Below are 20,555 nucleotides of genomic sequence, written 5' to 3' on the forward strand. Positions count from 1 at the left end.
TTAATCTTCTTCCATTTTCTTAGGTTGATAAGCTAGCATACCTAAAGCAGTAAATAAAGCTAGAGTTATAATAAGGAAAATCACTTGATGATGAATATTTCCTGTCATAGAGATTGTTTGTCGTAAGCCTGATACTGAGTAACTCATTGGTAACCATGGATTGACACCTTTAAAGAAATCATTTGTCAAAGCAAGGGGATAAGTTCCTGCACTTGATGCTAACTGTAATAAAAGTAAAATAAGAGAGAAGAAAGCTCCTATACGGCTATTCCAAGTTGTTAAAGCTGTCACCATAGACATGAAAGCTAAACTTGTGATTATAATTAGAATCAAGGTCCTCATCTCATGGTTCGAAGTCAATCCAATAAGATGGACACCTCCATAAACTAAAACACCTGCTAAGACAGCTATAATCCCATTTATTTCAGAGCGAGACTTCAACCAAGCCCAACGACTCTCTGGATGACGTCCAGAAGGCAACTTAGCAAAAATCATATTGGTAGATATAGCAGCAACAAAAAGAGCAACTGATATCATATAAGGAGCCATGGCAATCCCATTTACAGGAACTTGGTCATTGTCTGTTTTTGAGAGAACTAGAGGATCAGATAATGTTTCTGCATTTTTAGATTCTGTCGAAGCTGATTTAAGTTGAGTATTTGCATTACCTAATCCTTGTCCTAATGAATCAACTCCTGTCTGTAAATTTTCAAGACTAGAGGTTAAGGTTGTTCCACCATCTGCTAGTTTTCCAGCACCATCTGCAATCTTCATAGCGCCACTTCCTAGTTGAGATGCTGCAGAAAGTAACTGTGTTGATTTATCTGTTAATTGACCAGAGCCAAATTGTAATGTAGTAAGACCTGCTATCAGCTCTGGACTCTTATTGTTCAATTGGGCAGAACCAGTTGACAAGCTTTCTATACCTGTTACTAATTCTGGAGTTTTCCCAGCTAGAGTATCCAAACCAGTTGTCAATTTTGAAGAGTTTTCTGTCAACTTGGTTGAGCCAGAAACCAATTGATCCAAACTTGTTGTTAAACTTGTATTCTTTTCACTTAGTTGATTTACACCTAAAGAAATAGTATCCAATCCTTTAGTATACGCATTAACTCCATTTTCAATTGATTGACTTCCGGGAACTAACTGATTATCTACAGCATTTTGCAACTGTGTAAATCCACTTGACATAGATGTCAAGGAACTAGACGCTATAGGTAAAAGTTGATTTGCTTTAGTCTGTAAAGTAGAAAGATTAGAGACTGGTTGGTTTATACTTCCTAAATTTTCTTTTAAATCTCCTGCCGTCGTTAAAATTGCTTTTGCTGACTCTATCGTAGAATTAGAATTATTTGAAACAGCTTCAGTCAATTCTTTTTTCTGAGTTTCAGTGAGAGATTGATAAGTTGCTGTTGCTTGAAGATTTGTAAGAGCTTTCTCTTGCTCTGCTTGACTATTAGTCACAATAGTTTGAGCAAGAGTCGTTATATTTGTTAAGTCATTAGATATTGTATTTTTAAGATCAGTATTATCTGAAACTGTAACTGATTGGAGAGCCTTATTCAACTCATCTAAACTGCTTGCTAACTGTGTTATATCCTCTTTCTGTTGAGATGAAGTATTTAATTGTGTGGATATTTTTTTGATTCCTTTATTTAATTGAGTAATACCGTCTCTCAATGTATCTGATTGACTTGATAGTTGGTTTGTACCAACAGATAATTTGTCAACTCCGCTTGTATAGGCATTGGCACCAACCGAAAATTTACTGAGACCTGAATTGAGTTGTGAAACTCCACCTGTATAGGTCTTTATACCTGTATTCAGCTGATTTACACCTGTCACCAACTCAGGAGTTCTTGAGGCCAATTGACCAAGTCCAGTGTCAACCTGTGAAACTGCATTTGTATAACTTTGTAAACCACTATTAAAAGTTCCTAAACCAAGATGTAATTGCTCTATGGCAGATACATAGGCAGACAATCCTTTTGTAAATTGATTAGCACCATTTGAAAAAGTTACACTTGAGTTAGCTAGAGTATTGAGATTTGTCGTCAATGTTTGACTTCCTTTTGCTAACTGATTAGTCCCATCAGCCAGTTGTTCACTTCCATCAGCTGCTTTATTTATCCCAGACTTCAAGTCACTCATTTTTTGAAATAGTGCCTTGGTATATGTTTCAGTTACATTCGTAGAGACGGTTTGTTTTAATTGTGTCATTGCAGAATCACTCATCTTACTTGCAATAAAGCTACGACCGCTTGAAGTTTGATAATCAATTTGCATCTGTTCAGGGTGATTTGTTAGGATCGAAGTAGCTTTTTCAGATAAATCACTTGGTAAAGTCACTACCATATAGTATTCGCCATCATCTAACCCCTTTTTCCCCTCTTCTTCATTGACAAAATGAAAATCCAAAGTCTTATTTTCTTTTAAATTAGACACCATGTCTTTTCCTATAGCCATTGTATTTCCATTATAAGAAGCTTCCTTATCATTATTAACAACTGCTACAGGTAACTCCGATACTTGACCATATGGATCCCACATTGACGATAAAAATATGATATTGTATAAAGCTGGAATAAGAGAAATCCCTATCATTACAATAATGAATGTCGGTTTTTTAAAAATTGCTTTCCATTCTTTAAACATATTTCCTCCTTTTTTTAAACATATTGTCTAAATTTTTGATATAATAGATTATACATTAAAAAATCTAAATTACAAGATAAAAAATATTTTTTTAGACATATAGTCTAAATTGTTCAAAAGGAGAAACTATGAAAGAAAGTAACAAACGATTAAAAACAAAGAGAAATATTGAAAATGCCATGGTTCAATTATTGATGGATCACCCCTTCGATCAAATTACTACAATTAAATTAGCAGAAAAAGCTGGAATTAGTCGTTCTAGCTTCTATACCCATTACAAGGATAAGTATGATATGATTGAACACTATCAAAGTAAGTTATTTCATACATTTGAGTATATCTTCCAAAAACATGCTCATCATAAAAAAGATGCCATTTTAGAAGTATTTGACTATTTAGAATCTGAACCATTATTAGCTGCTCTTTTATCTGAAAATGGTACCAAAGAAATCCAAAATTTCTTAAGAAATAAGCTTCATATCATGCTGAGCACAGATCTTCAGAAGCGCTTTATGCAACTACAACTAAATTCAATTGAATTAGAATATAGCAGCATTTATCTGACAAATGCCCTATTTGGAGTTTGTCAAACTTGGATTGCTCGTGGAAAAAAAGAAAGTCCGCAAGAAATGACAGACTTCCTTATGAAAATGCTAGGTGATGCCAACTAAGAACAAAAAAGAACACCATCTGGTGTTCTTTTTATCTAACTCCGCCAGTAGGACTCGAACCTACGACATCATGATTAACAGTCATGCGCTACTACCAACTGAGCTATGGCGGATAAAATAGTCCGTACGGGATTCGAACCCGTGTTACCGCCGTGAAAAGGCGGTGTCTTAACCCCTTGACCAACGGACCATCTATCTGTAGCAGATATAACCATTATATCAATTTCTTACTGATTGTCAATCACTTTTTAGATTTTTTCTCTAGAATATCTTTTAGTTTACGAACTTTCAAACGGGTAATGGGACAACGATGATCTTCATAAAAAACAACTTCTAAATTCTTTCGATCAATTTCTCTCACATTTCCCACATTGACAAGGAAAGATTTATGGGAGCAATAAAATCGTTGAGTATGTTTGTCCTTTTCCTGAATATCTGTCATAGTTCCATAAAACTCTTTAGCAAAATTCTTACCAATAATACGCAATTTATGAGAAACACCTGTTGTTTCGATATACAGAATATCATGGTAAGGAATTTTCAAATCATTTCCCTTATAGTTGTAATCAAAATAGTCTACAACATCTTCGTTTTCAAGCAGCATGCTTTTGGTATAGAAGATACTCTGCTCGATACGTTTTTTGAACAATTCATCATTGATGTCCTTATCTACAAAATCTAAAGCTGATACCTGATACTTATAAGTTAAAGTAGCAAATTCAGATCGACTAGTAATAAAGACAATAATAGCATAAGGATTGTGATGACGGATAAATTGAGCCACTTCAAAGCCTTTTTTCTCGATTCCATGAATATCGATATCTAGGAAATAAAGCTGGTTTACTTCATCATTTTCGATATATTCCTTAAACTCACGAACTTTTCCTGTTGTCTTATATGAGATAGGAATATTCGATTCCTCAGAGATTTCATTCAATATTCTCTCTAGTCTCACTTGATGCTCAATAACATCTTCTAAAATTAATACTTTCATTCAAATTCTCTCTTAAATCTAATAATTTGTCTAAATGTGTTGTCTTCCATTTCTGTTTCTAAAATAATGTTGTCATACTTATCTAAGATCTCTTTGACATTATTTAGTCCTAGACCTCTATTTCTTCCCTTGGTAGAGAAACCTAGGGTAAATAAGTCTTCTGAAGGCGTCATAGTGATTTTACATGAATTCTGGATAACTATAACTGTTTCAAAATCCATTTTAATGACTGCAACTTCCATTTGTTTCAAGTAACTATCTGCGGCACCTTCAACAGCATTATTTAATAGAATGCTCATGATGCGAACAAGATCAAGTAAATCCATTGACAATCTAGTAATGACATCTTTTACTTCCAATGTAAACTCTACATCATTATTTCGTGCATATACAATCGATTGAGCAATTAAACTTCGTAAAGCCGAATCTTCTATGTTGTTTAAATCAAAGTAAGTATATTTGTCTGACCTCAATTTCTGATTTGCTTTTACTAAGACCTCGTTGTAAATCCTGTCAATTTCGTGTAAATCTCCGCTGTCAATCGCTATTTGCATGCTGACAAGCATACCTGCATAGTCATGACGAAAACCTCGAATCTCATTATACAAACCTACAATCTCATCTGTATAAGTTTGCAAATACTTTTGTTCAAATTTCTTCTGCTTTAGGGCAATCTCTTTTTCAATTTGAACCTTATAAGAATTCATTGCAAAGAAAACTAATAGCAGACAGATAAAAACAATGGTTGATAAAATACTTCCAAAACTATTTAAGTGATGAATCGTACTTACTATATCTGAAACAAACAATAAGATATGCAATCCAAAAAAAGCAACTATCACTTTTTTTAAAAAAGGGTAGAGGTAATCTTTGTCAAAATATGTTATTTCCAAGTGGAAATAACGACTTATTTTTATAATAATAAAATAAGTCAACAATAATACTACTAAAAAGAATATACTTTTATATTGTAATACAAGAACATCACCCATTATAGAAGATAATGTTACGGATATAAAAGTATGGGTACTATGATATAATAAGGATAGTAGTAAACTAATAAAAATTCCTTTATATTTTTCATACTTCTTTAACTTTCTTAAATAAAGGTACACAACCAAAGGAAATAAAAATTTAGACAAAGCAAAACTATTAGAATATACTAGAGTAATAATTTCTTCGAGTATCAAAACTGATATGCATGTGTAACACAAAAAAATAATTTGTTCTTTTCTATTTACTTTACAAATCCACTCATAACTTTTGCTAATGATGAGAAAATAAAAAATAGCTATCCCTAATCCAAATAAATCCATTACTCACTACCTTTATTTCATTACTTTTTTCTTGGAAAAATAAGATTACGAATCGATTCTGAAATTCTCCAGTCTCCTCCTCGAATTTCTTGCAATTCTGCCTCTGTTACCTCTTTAAATTGTTCCAATTTTACTGTATTTTTCATAATGAAATCTCCTGTATTATTTTTTTTCTTGTAAGTTAACTTACAAACCTATTATACAAAATGAAGACCATATAAGAAAAAATTTTTCCCAACTGTACATTTTTGCACCTGAAACGCACTTTTTTAAGAAAAAAGCTGGGATGAATCCCAGCTTCGCATCTAACATTGATCCCAGCAGGATTCGAACCTGCGACCGTTCGCTTAGAAGGCGAATGCTCTATCCAGCTGAGCTATGAGACCTAACATGACCATTCTATCAAAAAACAAGAGGTAAGTCAATCTTCTATTTGTGGTAAGGAGAACCCTGCTGAATCGTAAAAGCACGGTAAATTTGTTCAACTAAAACCAATCTCATTAACTGATGTGGTAATGTCAGACGTCCAAAACTGACAGAAAGATTGGCCCTATTTTTTACAACAGGAGCTAGACCTAAACTTCCTCCAATGATAAAAGTAAGAGTTGAATAGCCTTTGATAGAAGCCTGCTCTAGTTGCTTACTAAATTCCTCTGAGGAGAGTGTTTTTCCTTCAATGGCTAGTACAACGACAAAGTCTCTTTCTCCAACTTTAGAAAGAATTCTTGCGCCTTCTGTTTCCAAAATTTTTTGATTTTCTAATTCACTGGCTTTGTCAGGTGTCTTCTCATCAGCGAGCTCAATCATTTCTAATTTAGCGAAACGTGAAATTCGTTTGGTATATTCAGCAATGCCATCTTTTAAGTATTTCTCTTTCAGTTTTCCTACTGTTACAACTTTTATTTTCATTCTTCTATTCTATCATATCCACACTTTATTTCACATCTTATACACATGAAAATCATCCAAAAATACTATTAAATTCACAGAATAATGTGAGTTATCCACAACTTGTGTAAAACTTTTAAGCTTAGATTAAGTTAATAGGTTTATAATCTTGACAAACAATAGCAAACGGAGGCGTTTATGAAACACTTACAAAAATTTTACAAAAAAGGAGTTACTTTTCTTGTAATTATTCTAATAGGATTTTTGAGTGGGGCACTAGGAAGTTTTGTAACATTGCAACTTTATCAAAAACAAGGAAATCAAGCTACAAATAATAATTCTGGCACTGTAACTCAAACATCATACAAGAATGAAAACTCAACTACTCAAGCAGTGAATAAAATTAAGGATGCTGTTGTATCAGTCATTACTTACTCTGCTAATAAACAAAGTAGTGTATTTGGAACCGAAGAATCAAATTCTGATACGGATAATCAACAGATTGCAAGTGAAGGATCAGGTGTCATCTATAAAAAGAACGAAAATGATGCTTATATTGTAACAAATACTCACGTTATTAACGGAGCTTCAAAAGTCGATATCCGTTTAGCTGATGGTACAAAAGTCCCTGGTGAAATTATTGGATCGGATACCTTCTCTGATATTGCTGTCGTAAAAATTTCTTCAGAAAAAGTTACAACAGTGGCAGAATTTGGTGATTCAAGCCAACTTAACGTTGGAGAAACAGCGATTGCTATCGGTAGTCCTTTAGGTTCAGAATATGCTAATACAGTTACACAGGGAATCATCTCAAGTCTTAATCGAAATGTTTCTCTAAAATCTGAAGATGGTCAAGCTATTTCAACAAAAGCCATTCAAACAGATACGGCCATTAACCCTGGTAACTCTGGTGGTCCTCTTGTAAATATTCAAGGACAAGTAATTGGTATTACATCAAGTAAGATTGCAAGTAATGGTGGAACATCTGTAGAAGGTCTTGGTTTTGCAATTCCTTCAAACGATGTACAAAATATCATTAAACAGCTTGAAAGTGATGGTAAAGTGACTCGTCCTGCTCTTGGAATCCAAATGGTCAATCTGTCCAACGTTGGAGCTAATGATCTTAGAAAACTAAACATTCCAAGTGGCCTCACCTCAGGTGTAGTTGTTCGATCTGTTCAAAGTAACATGCCTGCAAATGGACATCTTCAAAAATACGATGTCATTACTAAAGTTGATGACAAAGAGATTACTTCATCAACAGACTTACAACATGCTCTTTACAACCATTCTATTGGAGACACTATAAAAATAACCTACTACCGTAATGGTAAGGAGGAAACAACCTCTATAAAACTAGATAAGAATTCTGGTGATTTGGAACGTTAATTGACATCAGTGTAAAGAAAACTTTACAGAAAGTAAAAGATATGTTAGTGTAGAATCATGGAAAAATTTGAAATGATTTCTATCTCTGAAATACAAAAAAATCCTTACCAACCTCGGAAAGAATTTGATGTAGAAAAATTAAAGGAATTGGCTCAGTCAATCAAAGAAAATGGGCTCATCCAACCAATCATCGTTCGTCAATCTCCTGTAATTGGTTATGAAATCCTTGCAGGAGAGAGACGATATCGAGCTTCTCTCTTGGCTGGTCTGACCTCTATCCCAGCCGTTGTAAAGCACCTCTCAGATCAGGAAATGATGGTTCAATCAATCATTGAGAATTTGCAGAGAGAAAATTTAAATCCTGTTGAAGAAGCACGCGCCTATGAATCTTTAGTAGAGAAAGGATTTACTCACACTGAAATAGCGGATAAAATGGGGAAATCTCGTCCTTATATCACTAATTTTATTCGTTTACTTTCCCTACCAGAATATATCTTAACTGAAGTAGAAAATGGAAAAATTTCTCAAGCGCATGCACGTTCCCTAGTTGGTTTGGACAAAGAGCAGCAAGACCATTTCTTTCAACTAATTAAAAATGAAGACATCTCTGTGAGAAAGTTGGAAGCACTACTGACAGAAAAAAAACAAAAAAAGCAAAAAAAAAGTGATTCTTTCATCAAAGATGAAGAAGATAAATTAAAAAAACTACTAGGTTTAAGTGTAGAAATTAAACTTTCTAAAAAAGATACTGGAAAGATTGTCATCTCTTTTTCAAGTCAAGAAGAATACGATAGAATTATTAACAGCCTGAAATAAGGCTGTTCTTTTATTTTCTTAACCCACAAATTTATCCACTAATTTTTTTATCAAAAACCCTACTAAATCAAGGAAAAAGCTATTTATCCCCAACCTGTGGATAAATACTACTAACATTGTGGATTCTTTTCCACAATCTGTGGAAAAATCCTACTATCTATGGTAAAATAAGTCTAGCACTAAACTACTAAAATCATAGTAAAGGAGGAAAAATAGTTGAAAGAAAAGCAATTTTGGAATCGTATTTTAGAATTTGCTCAAGAAAGATTGACTCGATCTATGTATGATTTCTATGCTACACCTGCTGAACTCATCAAAGTAGAAGAAAATACAGCTACTATATTTCTACCGAGATCAGAGATGGAAATGGTGTGGGAAAAGCAATTAAAAGATATTATTGTTGCTGCTGGTTTTGAAATTTATGATTCTGAAATCAAACCTCACTATATTTTCACTAAACCTCAGAGTACAGAATCTCCTCAAGTAAATGATACGAATAGTGTCTCTACTTACAATTACACACCTGCACTACCAACGATTCCTTATTCTGAAACAGGATTAAAAGAAAAATATACCTTTGATAACTTTATTCAAGGTGATGGGAATGTTTGGGCGGTGTCTGCTGCGTTAGCTGTATCAGAAGATTTAGCTCTAACCTACAATCCTCTTTTTATCTATGGAGGACCTGGTCTTGGAAAGACTCACTTGCTCAATGCGATTGGAAATGAGATTTTGAAAAATATTCCTGATGCGCGTGTCAAGTACATTCCTGCCGAAAGCTTTATCAATGACTTTCTTGAGCACTTAAGACTTGGGGAAATGGAAAAGTTCAAAAAAACTTACCGTAGTCTTGATCTCTTGTTGATTGATGATATCCAATCTCTCAGCGGTAAAAAAGTCGCAACCCAGGAAGAATTTTTCAATACCTTCAATGCTCTTCATGATAAGCAGAAACAGATTGTCCTAACCAGTGATCGAAGTCCTAAACACCTAGAAGGCCTTGAGGAAAGACTTGTCACGCGCTTTAGCTGGGGATTGACGCAAAATATCACTCCCCCTGACTTTGAGACACGTATCGCCATTCTTCAAAGTAAAACAGAGCACTTGGATTACCATTTCCAAAGTGATACTCTGGAATACTTGGCTGGCCAATTTGATTCAAATGTTCGAGAATTAGAAGGAGCAATCAACGATATCACTTTAATTGCCAGAGTAAAGAAAATTAAGGATATCACTATTGATATTGCTGCGGAAGCTATTAGAGCACGTAAACAAGACGCCCGCCAGATACTTGTTATTCCAATTGAGAAAATCCAAACTGAAGTTGGTAATTTTTATGGAGTGAGTGTTAAAGAAATGAAGGGGACGAGACGAGTTCAAAACATCGTTTTAGCGCGTCAAGTTGCCATGTACCTAGCTAGAGAACTGACAGATAACAGTCTTCCAAAAATCGGAAAAGAATTTGGCGGAAAGGATCACACCACCGTTATTCATGCCCATGCTAAAATTAAATCACTGATTGACGAAGATGATAATTTACGTTTAGAAGTAGAAACAATCAAAAAGAAAATCAAGTAGCTTGTGGATAACTTTTCCTTTCTTATCTTTTTTATCCACATTTTTTTTAACAAGCTTAGAAGCTTAAGTTCACTAAATAGCACCCAGTTTTCCACAGAATTCACACACTCTATTATTACTATTAACTTTCTAATACTAAAAATAAATAAAGGAGAATCCATGATTCATTTTTCAATTAATAAAAATTTATTTCTACAAGCCTTAAATACCACAAAACGAGCAATCAGCTCAAAAAATGCTATTCCAATTTTATCAACAATAAAAATTGACGTTACCAATGAAGGAATTACTTTAATTGGATCAAACGGTCAAATTTCTATTGAGAATTTCATTTCTCAAAAGAATGAAGATGCTGGTCTCTTGGTTACTTCTTTGGGTTCGATTCTTCTTGAAGCTTCTTTCTTTATCAATGTTGTATCTAGTCTACCTGATGTGACTCTTGATTTTAAAGAAATTGAACAAAATCAAATTGTTTTAACCAGCGGCAAATCAGAAATTACCCTAAAAGGAAAAGATAGCGAACAGTACCCACGAATCCAAGAAATTTCAGCAAGCACACCTTTAGTTCTTGAAACAAAACTGCTCAAGAAAATTATCAATGAAACAGCTTTTGCTGCAAGTACGCAAGAAAGTCGTCCCATCTTAACAGGTGTTCATTTTGTATTGAGCCAACACAAGGAACTAAAAACAGTTGCAACAGACTCTCATCGCCTTAGCCAGAAAAAATTGACTCTTGAAAAAAATGGAGATGATTTCGATGTGGTGATTCCTAGCCGCTCTCTCCGCGAATTTTCAGCGGTATTTACAGATGATATTGAAACTGTAGAGATTTTCTTTGCAAATAATCAAATCCTCTTTAGAAGCGAAAATATTAGCTTCTACACTCGTCTCCTAGAAGGTAATTATCCTGATACAGATCGCTTGATTCCAACAGACTTTAACACTACAATTACTTTTGATGTGGTTAATTTGCGTCAATCTATGGAGCGTGCACGTCTCTTATCAAGTGCGACTCAAAATGGTACTGTGAAGCTTGAAATTAAAGGTGGAGTTGTTAGCGCCCATGTTCACTCTCCAGAAGTTGGTAAAGTAAACGAAGAAATCGATACGGAGCAGGTGACCGGGGATGATTTGACTATTAGTTTCAACCCAACTTACTTGATTGATTCCCTCAAGGCTTTAAATAGTGAAAAGGTTACTATTAGCTTTATCTCAGCAGTTCGTCCATTTACTCTTGTGCCAGCAGATACTGACGAAGACTTCATGCAGCTTATTACACCAGTTCGTACAAATTAAGTGAAAGAGGTTGAGCCTGGCTCGCCTCTTTTATGATATAATCAAAAAAGAAAAGGAGAGTAGTATGTATCAAGTTGGAAATTTTGTTGAGATGAAAAAACCTCATGCTTGTATAATTAAGTCAACAGGAAAAAAGGCCAATCGTTGGGAAATTACACGCATAGGGGCAGATATCAAAATCAAATGTAGCAATTGTGATCATGTTGTTATGATGAGTCGCTATGATTTTGAACGAAAAATGAATAAGATTGTTGACTAAGAACCCTTAGTTAGAGGGTTAGCAAGTTTTCCCTTTTTGTGTTATAATGTTAGGGATTGAAATGAGAACGGAGAATGAGAAACTATGGCTTTAACAGCAGGTATCGTTGGTTTGCCAAACGTTGGTAAATCAACCCTTTTTAATGCAATTACAAAAGCAGGAGCAGAGGCGGCAAACTACCCATTTGCGACTATCGATCCAAATGTTGGGATGGTGGAAGTTCCAGATGAACGCCTACAAAAACTAACGGAAATGATTACACCTAAAAAGACAGTTCCAACAACCTTTGAATTTACAGATATTGCAGGGATTGTAAAAGGAGCATCAAAAGGAGAAGGTCTAGGAAATAAATTCTTGGCCAATATTCGTGAAGTAGATGCGATTGTTCATGTAGTTCGTGCTTTTGATGATGAAAATGTTATGCGCGAGCAAGGACGTGAAGACGCCTTTGTGGATCCACTTGCAGATATTGATACCATTAACCTAGAGTTGATTCTTGCTGACTTAGAATCAGTCAATAAGCGCTATGCGCGTGTAGAAAAGATGGCACGTACGCAAAAAGATAAAGAATCAGTAGCAGAGTTTAACGTTCTTCAAAAAATCAAACCAGTCCTTGAAGATGGAAAATCAGCTCGTACCATTGAATTCACAGATGAGGAACAAAAGGTTGTTAAAGGTCTCTTCCTTTTGACCACTAAACCTGTTCTTTATGTTGCTAATGTGGATGAGGATGTAGTTTCAGATCCAGATTCTATCGAATATGTGAAGCAAATTCGTGAATTCGCAGCGACAGAAAATGCTGAGGTGGTAGTTATTTCCGCACGTGCTGAAGAAGAAATTTCTGAGTTAGATGATGAAGATAAACAAGAGTTTCTTGAAGCACTTGGCTTGACAGAATCAGGCGTTGATAAGTTGACTCGTGCAGCTTATCACTTGCTTGGGCTTGGAACTTACTTCACAGTTGGTGAAAAAGAAGTCCGTGCTTGGACCTTTAAGCGAGGGATGAAAGCTCCTCAAGCAGCTGGTATTATCCACTCAGACTTTGAAAAAGGCTTTATTCGTGCAGTAACCATGTCATATGAGGATCTAGTGAAATACGGATCTGAAAAGGCTGTAAAAGAAGCTGGGCGCTTGCGTGAAGAAGGAAAAGAATATATCGTTCAAGATGGCGATATCATGGAATTCCGCTTTAACGTTTAATAACATTTAATAAATAGTGTCAATTAGGTTGGAAAAAAATTCCAACCCTTTTGGCTTTTGAAAGGAAAATAAATGACTAAATTACTTGTTGGATTAGGAAATCCAGGGGATAAATATTTTGAAACCAAGCACAACGTTGGATTTATGTTGATTGACCAATTGGCCAAAAAACAAAATGTCACCTTTACACATGACAAGATATTTCAAGCTGACCTAGCTTCTTTTTTCTTCAATGGAGAAAAAATTTATCTCGTCAAACCAACAACATTTATGAATGAAAGTGGAAAAGCGGTTCATGCTTTATTGACTTACTATGGTTTGGATATTGAAGATTTACTCGTCATTTACGATGATCTTGACATGGAAGTTGGGAAAATTCGTTTAAGAGCAAAGGGTTCAGCAGGTGGTCATAATGGTATCAAGTCTATTATTCAACATATAGGGACTCAGGTCTTTAACCGTGTTAAAATAGGTATTGGAAGACCTAAAAAAGGCATGTCCGTTGTTCATCATGTTTTAAGTAAGTTTGATCAGGATGACTATGTGGGTATTTTACAGTCTATTGACAAGGTTGACGATGCTGTAAACTACTATTTACAAGAGAAAAACTTTGAGAAAACAATGCAGAGGTATAATGGTTAAATGGTAACTTTATTAGATTTATTCTCAGAAAATGACCAGATAAAAAAATGGCATCAAAATCTGATAGATAAGAAAAGACAACTAATACTTGGTTTATCAACGTCTACCAAGGCTATTGCAATTGCAAGCAGTCTAGAAAAAGAAAATAAGGTTGTGTTACTGACCTCGACTTATGGTGAAGCAGAACGAATTATCAGTGATCTTCTTTCTCTCTTAGGAGAGGAACTTGTCTATCCATTTTTGGTTGATGACTCTCCTATGGTAGAGTTTTTGATGTCTTCACAAGAAAAAATCATTTCGCGGGTTGAGGCCTTGCGTTTTTTGAGTGATCCGTCTAAGAAAGGGATTTTAGTTTGTAATATCGCAGCGAGTCGGTTAATTTTACCCTCTCCGACTAGATTTAAAGAAAGTACTATAAAAATTGCAGTTGGCGAAGAATATGACCAACACGAGCTACTTCACCAGTTAAAGGAAATTGGATATCGAAAAGTTACTCAAGTACAGACCCAAGGTGAGTTTAGTATTCGAGGAGATATTTTAGATATTTTTGAGATGTCTCAGTTAGAACCTTTCCGAATTGAGTTTTTTGGTGATGAAGTAGATGGTATTCGTACTTTTGAAGTCGAAACACAATTATCAAAAGAAAATCAGACAGAACTCACTATCTTTCCAGCTAGTGATATACTTTTGAGAGAAAAGGATTATCAACGAGGTCAGTCAGCTTTAGAAAAGCAAATTTCGAAGACTCTATCACCAATTTTGAAATCCTATCTAGAAGAAATTTTGTCAAGTTTTCATCAAAAACAAGTACATTCAGATAGTCGAAAGTTTTTATCTTTATGTTACGATAAAACATGGACTATATTTGATTATATTGAAAAAGATACACCAGTATTCTTTGATGACTATCAAAAATTGATGAATCAGTATGAAGCCTTTGAAAGAGAATTAGCGCAATACTTTACAGAAGATTTACAGAATGGTAAATCATTTTCTGAGATGCAGTATTTTGCAGATACAGAGCAAACCTATAAAAAACAAAGTCCAGTTACCTTTTTCTCTAATCTGCAAAAGGGATTAGGAAATCTCAAGTTTGATCACATTTATCAATTTAATCAATACTCTATGCAGGAGTTTTTCAATCAGTTTTCTTTTCTTAAAGAAGAAATTGAGCGATACAAAAAAATGGATTACACCATTGTTTTGCAGTCTAGCAATTCAATGGGAAGTAAGACGTTGGAGGATGTTTTAGAGGAATATCAGATCAAATTGGATTCCAGAGATAAGTCAAGTATCTGTAAAGAATCTGTAAACTTGATTGAGGGTAATCTAAGACATGGTTTTCATTTTGTAGATGAAAAAATTCTCTTGATTACTGAACATGAGATTTTTCAAAAGAAATTAAAACGTCGGTTTAGAAGACAACATGCTTCAAATGCAGAGCGATTAAAAGATTATAATGAACTTGAAAAAGGGGACTACGTTGTTCACCATATCCATGGAATTGGTCAATATTTAGGAATCGAAACAATTGAAATCCAAGGTATTCACCGTGATTATGTCAGTGTACAGTATCAAAATGGTGACCAAATCTCCATCCCAGTAGAGCAGATTCAGTTACTGTCTAAATATGTTTCAAGTGATGGGAAAGCGCCAAAACTTAATAAATTAAATGATGGTCATTTCAAAAAGGCCAAGCAAAAAGTTAAGAACCAAGTAGAGGATATAGCTGACGATTTAATCAAGCTTTATTCTGAGCGTAGTCAGTTGAAGGGGTTTGCTTTCTCAGCTGATGATGATGAGCAACATGCTTTTGATGATGCTTTCCCTTATGTTGAAACGGATGATCAACTTCGCAGTATTGAGGAAATCAAGAGAGATATGCAGGATTCTCACCCCATGGATCGACTTTTGGTTGGAGATGTTGGTTTTGGGAAGACTGAAGTAGCAATGCGTGCTGCTTTTAAGGCAGTCAATGATCACAAACAGGTGGTCGTTCTAGTTCCAACGACGGTTTTAGCGCAACAGCACTATACGAATTTTAAGGAACGATTCCAAAATTTTGCTGTTAATATTGATGTGTTGAGTCGCTTTAGAAGTAAAAAAGAGCAGGCAGAAACACTTGAAAAACTAAAGAATGGTCAAGTCGATATTTTGATTGGAACGCATCGTGTTTTGTCAAAAGATGTTGTGTTTTCAGATCTAGGCTTGATGATTATTGATGAGGAACAACGATTCGGTGTTAAGCATAAGGAAACTTTGAAAGAACTAAAAAAACAAGTAGATGTCCTAACCTTAACAGCAACACCAATCCCTCGTACTCTCCACATGTCTATGTTGGGAATCCGAGATTTGTCTGTTATTGAAACTCCTCCAACCAATCGCTATCCAGTGCAAACTTATGTTTTAGAAAAGAATGATAGTGTGATTCGTGATGCTGTCTTGCGTGAAATGGAGCGTGGAGGCCAAGTTTACTATCTTTACAATAAAGTTGACACGATTGACCAGAAGGTTTCAGAATTACAGGAGTTGATTCCAGAGACTTCGATTGGGTATGTTCATGGACAAATGAGTGAAATTCAGTTGGAAAATACTTTATTGGACTTTATTGAAGGACAATATGATATTTTGGTGACAACTACTATTATTGAAACAGGAGTGGATATTCCAAACGCCAATACCTTATTTATTGAAAATGCAGACCATATGGGCTTGTCAACCTTGTATCAATTAAGAGGAAGAGTCGGTCGTAGCAATCGCATTGCCTATGCCTATCTTATGTATCGTCCAGAAAAATCAATCAGTGAAGTCTCTGAAAAGAGATTAGAAGCGATTAAGGGATTTACGGAATTAGGCTCTGGATTTAAGATTGCGATGCGAGATCTTTCGATTCGTGGAGCAGGAAATCTCCTAGGAAAATCGCAGTCTGGTTTCATTGATTCTGTTGGTTTTGAATTGTATTCACAGTTACTAGAGGAAGCTATTGCGAAACGTAACGGCAATGGGAACACAAGAACCAAAGGAAATGCTGAGTTGATTTTACAAATCGACGCCTATCTTCCTGACACTTATATTTCTGATCAACGACATAAGATTGAAATTTACAAGAAAATTCGTCAAATTGACAACCGTGTCAACTATGAAGAACTACAAGAAGAATTGATGGATCGTTTTGGAGAATACCCAGATGTAGTAGCATATCTTTTAGAGATTGGTTTGGTTAAGTCATATTTTGACAAGGTATTTGTAGAACGTGTGGAAAGAAAAGAAAATAAGATTACAGTTCAATTTGAAAAAGTCACTCAACGACTATTCTTGGCTCAAGATTATTTTAAAGCCTTATCTGGAACGAACTTAAAAGCAACCATAGCTGAGAATAAGGGATTAATGGAAGTTGTATTTGATGTCCGAAACAAGAAGGATTATGAAATTTTAGAAGGTTTGCTGATTTTTGGAGAAAGTTTATTAGAGATAAAAGAATCAAAGGAAACAAATCTCATTTGACATTTTTCTTCTATAAAAAAGATAAAAATGGTATAATAATAATTTGAGGTAATAAAAATGAGATTAGACAAGTATTTAAAAGTATCACGAATTATTAAGCGTCGCACAGTCGCAAAAGAAGTAGCAGATAAAGGTAGAATCAAGGTGAATGGAATCTTGGCCAAAAGTTCAACGGATTTGAAAGTTGATGACCAAGTTGAAATTCGCTTTGGAAATAAGTTGTTGCTTGTTAAAGTACTAGAGATGAAAGATAGTACAAAAAAAGAAGATGCAGCAGGCATGTATGAAATTCTCAGTGAAACACGGGTAGAAGAAAATGTCTAAAAATATTGTACAGATGAATAATTCTTTTATTCAAAATGAACACCAACGTCGTCGTTACTTGATGAAGGAGAGACAAAAGAGGAATCGCTTTATGGGTTGGGTTCTGATTTTGATGATTTTATTGTTTATTTTACCGACCTATAATCTGGCCCAAAGCTATAATCAGTTACTGCAACGTCGTCAGCAATTGACAGAGTTGAAAGAGCAGTATCAAACTCTCAGTGATGAAAAGGACAAGGAATCTGCTTTTGCTGCAAAGTTGAAAGATGAAGACTATGTAGCAAAATATGCACGCGCCAAGTACTATTACTCAAAGAAACGAGAAGCAATTTACACAATTCCTGATTTGCTTCCGAGGTAATGTCATGGAAAATTTATTGGAAGTTGTTGAACAATTTTTAAGTTTATCAGATGAAAAATTAGAGGAATTGGCAGCTAAAAACCATTTATTACGATTACAAGAAGAAAGGGAAGAGAAGAATGCGTAAGTTCTTAGTAGTTTTATTGCTACCTGCTTTTATCATAACCTCAAGAGTAGTTAGCACAGAAAAACAGCTTCCTTACTCTTCGCAAGAAATTTATTATCTAACCGAGTCTGATTATGGATTCTACTATAAAGAAACTCTGGAATCCCCAATGGTATATGGAGAAACAGCTGTCTATGCTAATGAGGATCTTGTCAAGGAGTCTGGTAAATTGACTCCTGAAACCACCTTTAAAATAGTAGAATGGCGTTTGAATAGACAAGGTGTTCCTGTTTTTAAATTAGATAATCACCAGTTTATCCTTGCAGATAAGCGCTTGGTCTATGATCAAAGTCAAGTTCAAACTCAAAATAGGCAAGTATGGTTGGAGCCAGGGTTTGTTATCTACAACAGCCCCTATGATACGAAAGAAATTTCTTCCTCTTTCTCTCCCTATCAACGCGTAACAGTGGATAGAACCCTTTTTGCTGAGGGACAAGAATTTCTTCATATTGATCAAGTTGGGTGGGTATCAAAAGAGTTCACCTCAGAAGAAGACAATCGCATCCAGAAGGTTCAAGAAGTTTTATCAAGTAACTATCAGAACGAAAATTATTCTATTTATGTTAAACAACTGACTACGGGTAAAGAGGCTGGGGTGAATGAAGACAGTAAACTCTATGCAGCTAGCATCTTGAAACTAGCCTACCTTTATTATGCTCAAGATAAGATAAATCAAGGGGAATATACGCTAGACAGTAGCTTCAAGTATATCCCAGAAGTAAATAGTTTCCCTGGGTCCTATAAACCAGAAGGTAGTGGTAGCTTACCTAAAAAAGAAGATAACAAAGAATACAGTCTTCAACAGTTGATTACCAAGGTAACAAAAGAGTCTGACAATGTTGCTCATAATATTTTAGGTTATTATGTGACCAATCAATCTGACGGGGCTTTCAAAGAAAAAATGTCCACCATTATGGGTGAAGATTGGGATGTGAATGACAAATTGACTTCTTCAAAAATGGCTGGAAAACTTATGGAAGCTATTTATAATCAGAATGGTTTTGTCCTAGAGTCTCTAGGTAAGACCGATTTTGACAACCAACGAATCGCAAAAGGTGTTTCGGTTAAGGTAGCTCATAAAATTGGAGATGCCGACGAGTTTAAACACGACACTGCCATTGTCTATACGGATTCTCCTTTCGTTCTTTCCATTTTCACTAAAAATTCTGATTATGACACCATTGCTAAGATAGCCAAGGATGTCTATGAGGTTCTAAAATGAGGGATCAGGATTTTTTAAATCATTTTCTCCAAAAAGAGTATTTCAAAAAACATTCTAAAGTCTTATTGGCTCTGTCTGGCGGACTGGATTCAATGTTTTTATTCCAGCTATTGTCTACTTACCAAAAAGAGTTGGAAATTGAGTTGATTTTAGCACATGTAAATCATAAGCAGAGAAGTGAGTCTGACTGGGAGGAAAATGAACTAAGGAAGTTAGCTGATGCAGCTGAACTTCCTATTTATATCACAAGTTTTTCAGGAGACTTTTCAGAAGCGCGTGCTCGAGAGTTTCGTTATGATTTTTTTAGGAAAATCATGAAAGAGGTTGGAGCGACTGCCTTGGTTACTGCCCACCATGCAGATGATCAAGTTGAAACGATTTTGATGCGCTTGATTCGAGGAAGTCGGCTACGTCATTTAACAGGAATAAAAGAAAGTCAAGTAGTTGATGGCATTGAAATCATCCGCCCCTTATTGCATTTTCATAAAAAGGATTTTCCACCAATTTTTCATTTCGAAGATCAAACAAATCGTGAGAACAGCTATTTTCGAAATCGGATTCGAAATAGGTATTTACCAGAACTTGAAAAAGAAAATCCTCGTCTTAAATCCGCCCTTTTAGATTTAGGAAGGGAGATTTCAGATTACCAAGCAACAATAACGGAGCTTTCTAAACAAATTGATGTGGAAGATTTGAATGAGCTATTTTCATACTCTCAACAAACTCAAGGAATCTTGCTCCAGAATTATCTTAATCAATTTCCAGACTTAAATCTGACAAAGGCTCAGTTTGCCGAAGTTCGACAGATTTTAGCAACGAAAAGCCAGTATCGTCACTCTCTTAAAAATGGTTACGAACTGATAAAAGAGTATCAGAATTTTCGAGTTTGTAAAATCAGTCCTCAGGCCGATGAAAAGGAAGATGAACTTGTGTTACACTATCAAAATCAAGTTCAATATATGGGTTATTTATTTTCCTTTGGTATCCCTATTGAAGGGGATTTTGTTCAAAAAGTAACGGTTTCACGGGAAACATCTGTACATATTAGATGTCGAAAACCTGGCGATGTTATTATCCTAAATGGTCATCGAAAGAAACTGAGACGTTTATTTATAGATTTGAAACTCCCTATTGAAAAACGAAAAACAACCCCTATTATTGAGCAATTTGGAGAAATTGTCTCAATTTTAGGAATTGCGACCAGTGATTTGAGTAAAAACACGAAAAATGATATAATGAACACTGTAATTTATATAGAAAAAATAGATAGGTAA

General features: G+C 35.0%; 19 protein-coding genes and 3 tRNA genes. 14 read left to right on the forward strand and 8 right to left on the reverse strand.

Features of this window, described 5'->3' with window-relative positions; genetic code table 11:
- Positions 1 to 2,655 (reverse strand): YhgE/Pip domain-containing protein, encoded by a 2,655-nt coding sequence (locus DB729_RS03480; RefSeq protein WP_109289535.1) that lies wholly within the window; start codon positions 2,653 to 2,655, stop codon positions 1 to 3.
- Positions 2,656 to 2,783: 128 nt separating this feature from the next.
- On the opposite strand from DB729_RS03480, the gene DB729_RS03485 reads away from it, so the two are divergent.
- Entirely contained in the window at positions 2,784 to 3,326 is a 543-nt protein-coding gene (locus DB729_RS03485) for a TetR/AcrR family transcriptional regulator (RefSeq protein ID WP_000665084.1), read from the forward strand.
- Between the two features lie 39 nt (positions 3,327 to 3,365).
- Here the strand turns inward: DB729_RS03485 and DB729_RS03490 are convergent.
- The 7 genes from DB729_RS03490 to rlmH all read right to left on the reverse strand — a co-directional run bounded on the left by DB729_RS03490 (position 3,366) and on the right by rlmH (position 6,545).
- Positions 3,366 to 3,439: transfer RNA gene (locus DB729_RS03490), tRNA-Asn, on the reverse strand.
- A 5-nt stretch (positions 3,440 to 3,444) separates the two neighbouring features.
- Positions 3,445 to 3,516 (reverse strand) — tRNA-Glu (locus DB729_RS03495).
- Between the two features lie 51 nt (positions 3,517 to 3,567).
- Positions 3,568 to 4,320, reverse strand: coding sequence for a competence system response regulator transcription factor ComE (gene comE / locus DB729_RS03500; protein WP_000866079.1), 753 nt, complete (start codon positions 4,318 to 4,320; stop codon positions 3,568 to 3,570).
- A complete protein-coding gene (gene comD / locus DB729_RS03505) occupies positions 4,317 to 5,636 on the reverse strand; it encodes a competence system sensor histidine kinase ComD (protein ID WP_109289534.1) in 1,320 nt (439 codons plus the stop codon). The genes comE and comD overlap by 4 nt, the downstream gene beginning before the upstream one ends.
- A 20-nt stretch (positions 5,637 to 5,656) precedes the next feature.
- A complete protein-coding gene (comC, locus tag DB729_RS03510; protein WP_033583718.1) occupies positions 5,657 to 5,782 on the reverse strand; it encodes a competence-stimulating peptide ComC in 126 nt (41 codons plus the stop codon).
- A gap of 166 nt (positions 5,783 to 5,948) precedes the next feature.
- Positions 5,949 to 6,022: transfer RNA gene (locus DB729_RS03515), tRNA-Arg, on the reverse strand.
- Positions 6,023 to 6,065: 43 nt separating this feature from the next.
- A complete protein-coding gene (rlmH, locus tag DB729_RS03520; RefSeq protein ID WP_033583717.1) occupies positions 6,066 to 6,545 on the reverse strand; it encodes a 23S rRNA (pseudouridine(1915)-N(3))-methyltransferase RlmH in 480 nt (159 codons plus the stop codon).
- Positions 6,546 to 6,722: 177 nt separating this feature from the next.
- On the opposite strand from rlmH, the gene htrA reads away from it, so the two are divergent.
- From htrA to tilS, 13 genes are all read left to right on the forward strand, one after another.
- A complete protein-coding gene (gene htrA / locus DB729_RS03525) occupies positions 6,723 to 7,913 on the forward strand; it encodes a serine protease HtrA (protein WP_084851116.1) in 1,191 nt (396 codons plus the stop codon).
- Between the two features lie 57 nt (positions 7,914 to 7,970).
- Positions 7,971 to 8,729, forward strand: coding sequence for a ParB/RepB/Spo0J family partition protein (locus DB729_RS03530; protein ID WP_109289533.1), 759 nt, complete (start codon positions 7,971 to 7,973; stop codon positions 8,727 to 8,729).
- Between the two features lie 279 nt (positions 8,730 to 9,008).
- Positions 9,009 to 10,307 (forward strand): chromosomal replication initiator protein DnaA, encoded by a 1,299-nt coding sequence (gene dnaA, locus DB729_RS03535; protein ID WP_386704942.1) that lies wholly within the window; start codon positions 9,009 to 9,011, stop codon positions 10,305 to 10,307.
- Positions 10,308 to 10,466: 159 nt separating this feature from the next.
- Positions 10,467 to 11,603, forward strand: coding sequence for a DNA polymerase III subunit beta (gene dnaN / locus DB729_RS03540; RefSeq protein WP_033583712.1), 1,137 nt, complete (start codon positions 10,467 to 10,469; stop codon positions 11,601 to 11,603).
- Between the two features lie 64 nt (positions 11,604 to 11,667).
- Positions 11,668 to 11,862: a DUF951 domain-containing protein gene (locus DB729_RS03545; RefSeq protein WP_033583710.1), complete on the forward strand. Its 195-nt coding sequence runs from the start codon at positions 11,668 to 11,670 to the stop codon at positions 11,860 to 11,862.
- 84 nt (positions 11,863 to 11,946) lie between these two features.
- Positions 11,947 to 13,062, forward strand: coding sequence for a redox-regulated ATPase YchF (gene ychF, locus DB729_RS03550; protein ID WP_033583708.1), 1,116 nt, complete (start codon positions 11,947 to 11,949; stop codon positions 13,060 to 13,062).
- Positions 13,063 to 13,134: 72 nt separating this feature from the next.
- Positions 13,135 to 13,704 (forward strand): aminoacyl-tRNA hydrolase, encoded by a 570-nt coding sequence (gene pth / locus DB729_RS03555; RefSeq protein ID WP_000163921.1) that lies wholly within the window; start codon positions 13,135 to 13,137, stop codon positions 13,702 to 13,704.
- Positions 13,705 to 17,208 (forward strand): transcription-repair coupling factor, encoded by a 3,504-nt coding sequence (gene mfd / locus DB729_RS03560; protein ID WP_109289532.1) that lies wholly within the window; start codon positions 13,705 to 13,707, stop codon positions 17,206 to 17,208. It begins immediately after the preceding gene.
- Between the two features lie 57 nt (positions 17,209 to 17,265).
- Complete coding sequence (locus DB729_RS03565; protein ID WP_001234975.1) at positions 17,266 to 17,532, forward strand: RNA-binding S4 domain-containing protein; 267 nt, start codon at positions 17,266 to 17,268, stop codon at positions 17,530 to 17,532.
- Positions 17,525 to 17,893, forward strand: a complete 369-nt coding sequence (locus DB729_RS03570) for a septum formation initiator family protein (RefSeq protein WP_000041924.1) — start codon at positions 17,525 to 17,527, stop codon at positions 17,891 to 17,893. Before DB729_RS03565 ends, DB729_RS03570 begins: the two co-directional genes overlap by 8 nt.
- 4 nt (positions 17,894 to 17,897) lie before the next feature.
- Positions 17,898 to 18,020, forward strand: a complete 123-nt coding sequence (locus tag DB729_RS09525) for an SP_0009 family protein (protein ID WP_000429343.1) — start codon at positions 17,898 to 17,900, stop codon at positions 18,018 to 18,020.
- A complete protein-coding gene (locus DB729_RS03575; protein WP_033583701.1) occupies positions 18,013 to 19,281 on the forward strand; it encodes a serine hydrolase in 1,269 nt (422 codons plus the stop codon). Before DB729_RS09525 ends, DB729_RS03575 begins: the two co-directional genes overlap by 8 nt.
- Positions 19,278 to 20,555, forward strand: a complete 1,278-nt coding sequence (gene tilS, locus DB729_RS03580; protein ID WP_033583699.1) for a tRNA lysidine(34) synthetase TilS — start codon at positions 19,278 to 19,280, stop codon at positions 20,553 to 20,555. The genes DB729_RS03575 and tilS overlap by 4 nt, the downstream gene beginning before the upstream one ends.

Source organism: Streptococcus halitosis (genome assembly GCF_003143695.2).
Classification (GTDB): Bacteria; Bacillota; Bacilli; order Lactobacillales; family Streptococcaceae; genus Streptococcus; species Streptococcus halitosis.

Excerpts from the sequence above, each read along its gene's own strand:
- pth (WP_000163921.1), top strand. The coding sequence starts at position 13,135 with ATGACTAAATTACTTGTTGGATTAGGAAATCCAGGGGATAAATATTTT.
- rlmH (WP_033583717.1), bottom strand. The coding sequence starts at position 6,545 with ATGAAAATAAAAGTTGTAACAGTAGGAAAACTGAAAGAGAAATACTTA.
- DB729_RS09525 (WP_000429343.1), top strand. The coding sequence starts at position 17,898 with ATGGAAAATTTATTGGAAGTTGTTGAACAATTTTTAAGTTTATCAGAT.
- DB729_RS03530 (WP_109289533.1), top strand. The coding sequence starts at position 7,971 with ATGGAAAAATTTGAAATGATTTCTATCTCTGAAATACAAAAAAATCCT.
- DB729_RS03485 (WP_000665084.1), top strand. The coding sequence starts at position 2,784 with ATGAAAGAAAGTAACAAACGATTAAAAACAAAGAGAAATATTGAAAAT.
- DB729_RS03480 (WP_109289535.1), bottom strand. The coding sequence starts at position 2,655 with ATGTTTAAAGAATGGAAAGCAATTTTTAAAAAACCGACATTCATTATT.
- comD (WP_109289534.1), bottom strand. The coding sequence starts at position 5,636 with ATGGATTTATTTGGATTAGGGATAGCTATTTTTTATTTTCTCATCATT.
- mfd (WP_109289532.1), top strand. The coding sequence starts at position 13,705 with ATGGTAACTTTATTAGATTTATTCTCAGAAAATGACCAGATAAAAAAA.
- comE (WP_000866079.1), bottom strand. The coding sequence starts at position 4,320 with ATGAAAGTATTAATTTTAGAAGATGTTATTGAGCATCAAGTGAGACTA.
- ychF (WP_033583708.1), top strand. The coding sequence starts at position 11,947 with ATGGCTTTAACAGCAGGTATCGTTGGTTTGCCAAACGTTGGTAAATCA.
- htrA (WP_084851116.1), top strand. The coding sequence starts at position 6,723 with ATGAAACACTTACAAAAATTTTACAAAAAAGGAGTTACTTTTCTTGTA.
- DB729_RS03575 (WP_033583701.1), top strand. The coding sequence starts at position 18,013 with ATGCGTAAGTTCTTAGTAGTTTTATTGCTACCTGCTTTTATCATAACC.
- dnaN (WP_033583712.1), top strand. The coding sequence starts at position 10,467 with ATGATTCATTTTTCAATTAATAAAAATTTATTTCTACAAGCCTTAAAT.
- tilS (WP_033583699.1), top strand. The coding sequence starts at position 19,278 with ATGAGGGATCAGGATTTTTTAAATCATTTTCTCCAAAAAGAGTATTTC.
- comC (WP_033583718.1), bottom strand. The coding sequence starts at position 5,782 with ATGAAAAATACAGTAAAATTGGAACAATTTAAAGAGGTAACAGAGGCA.
- DB729_RS03565 (WP_001234975.1), top strand. The coding sequence starts at position 17,266 with ATGAGATTAGACAAGTATTTAAAAGTATCACGAATTATTAAGCGTCGC.
- DB729_RS03570 (WP_000041924.1), top strand. The coding sequence starts at position 17,525 with ATGTCTAAAAATATTGTACAGATGAATAATTCTTTTATTCAAAATGAA.
- DB729_RS03545 (WP_033583710.1), top strand. The coding sequence starts at position 11,668 with ATGTATCAAGTTGGAAATTTTGTTGAGATGAAAAAACCTCATGCTTGT.
- dnaA (WP_386704942.1), top strand. The coding sequence starts at position 9,009 with ATGTATGATTTCTATGCTACACCTGCTGAACTCATCAAAGTAGAAGAA.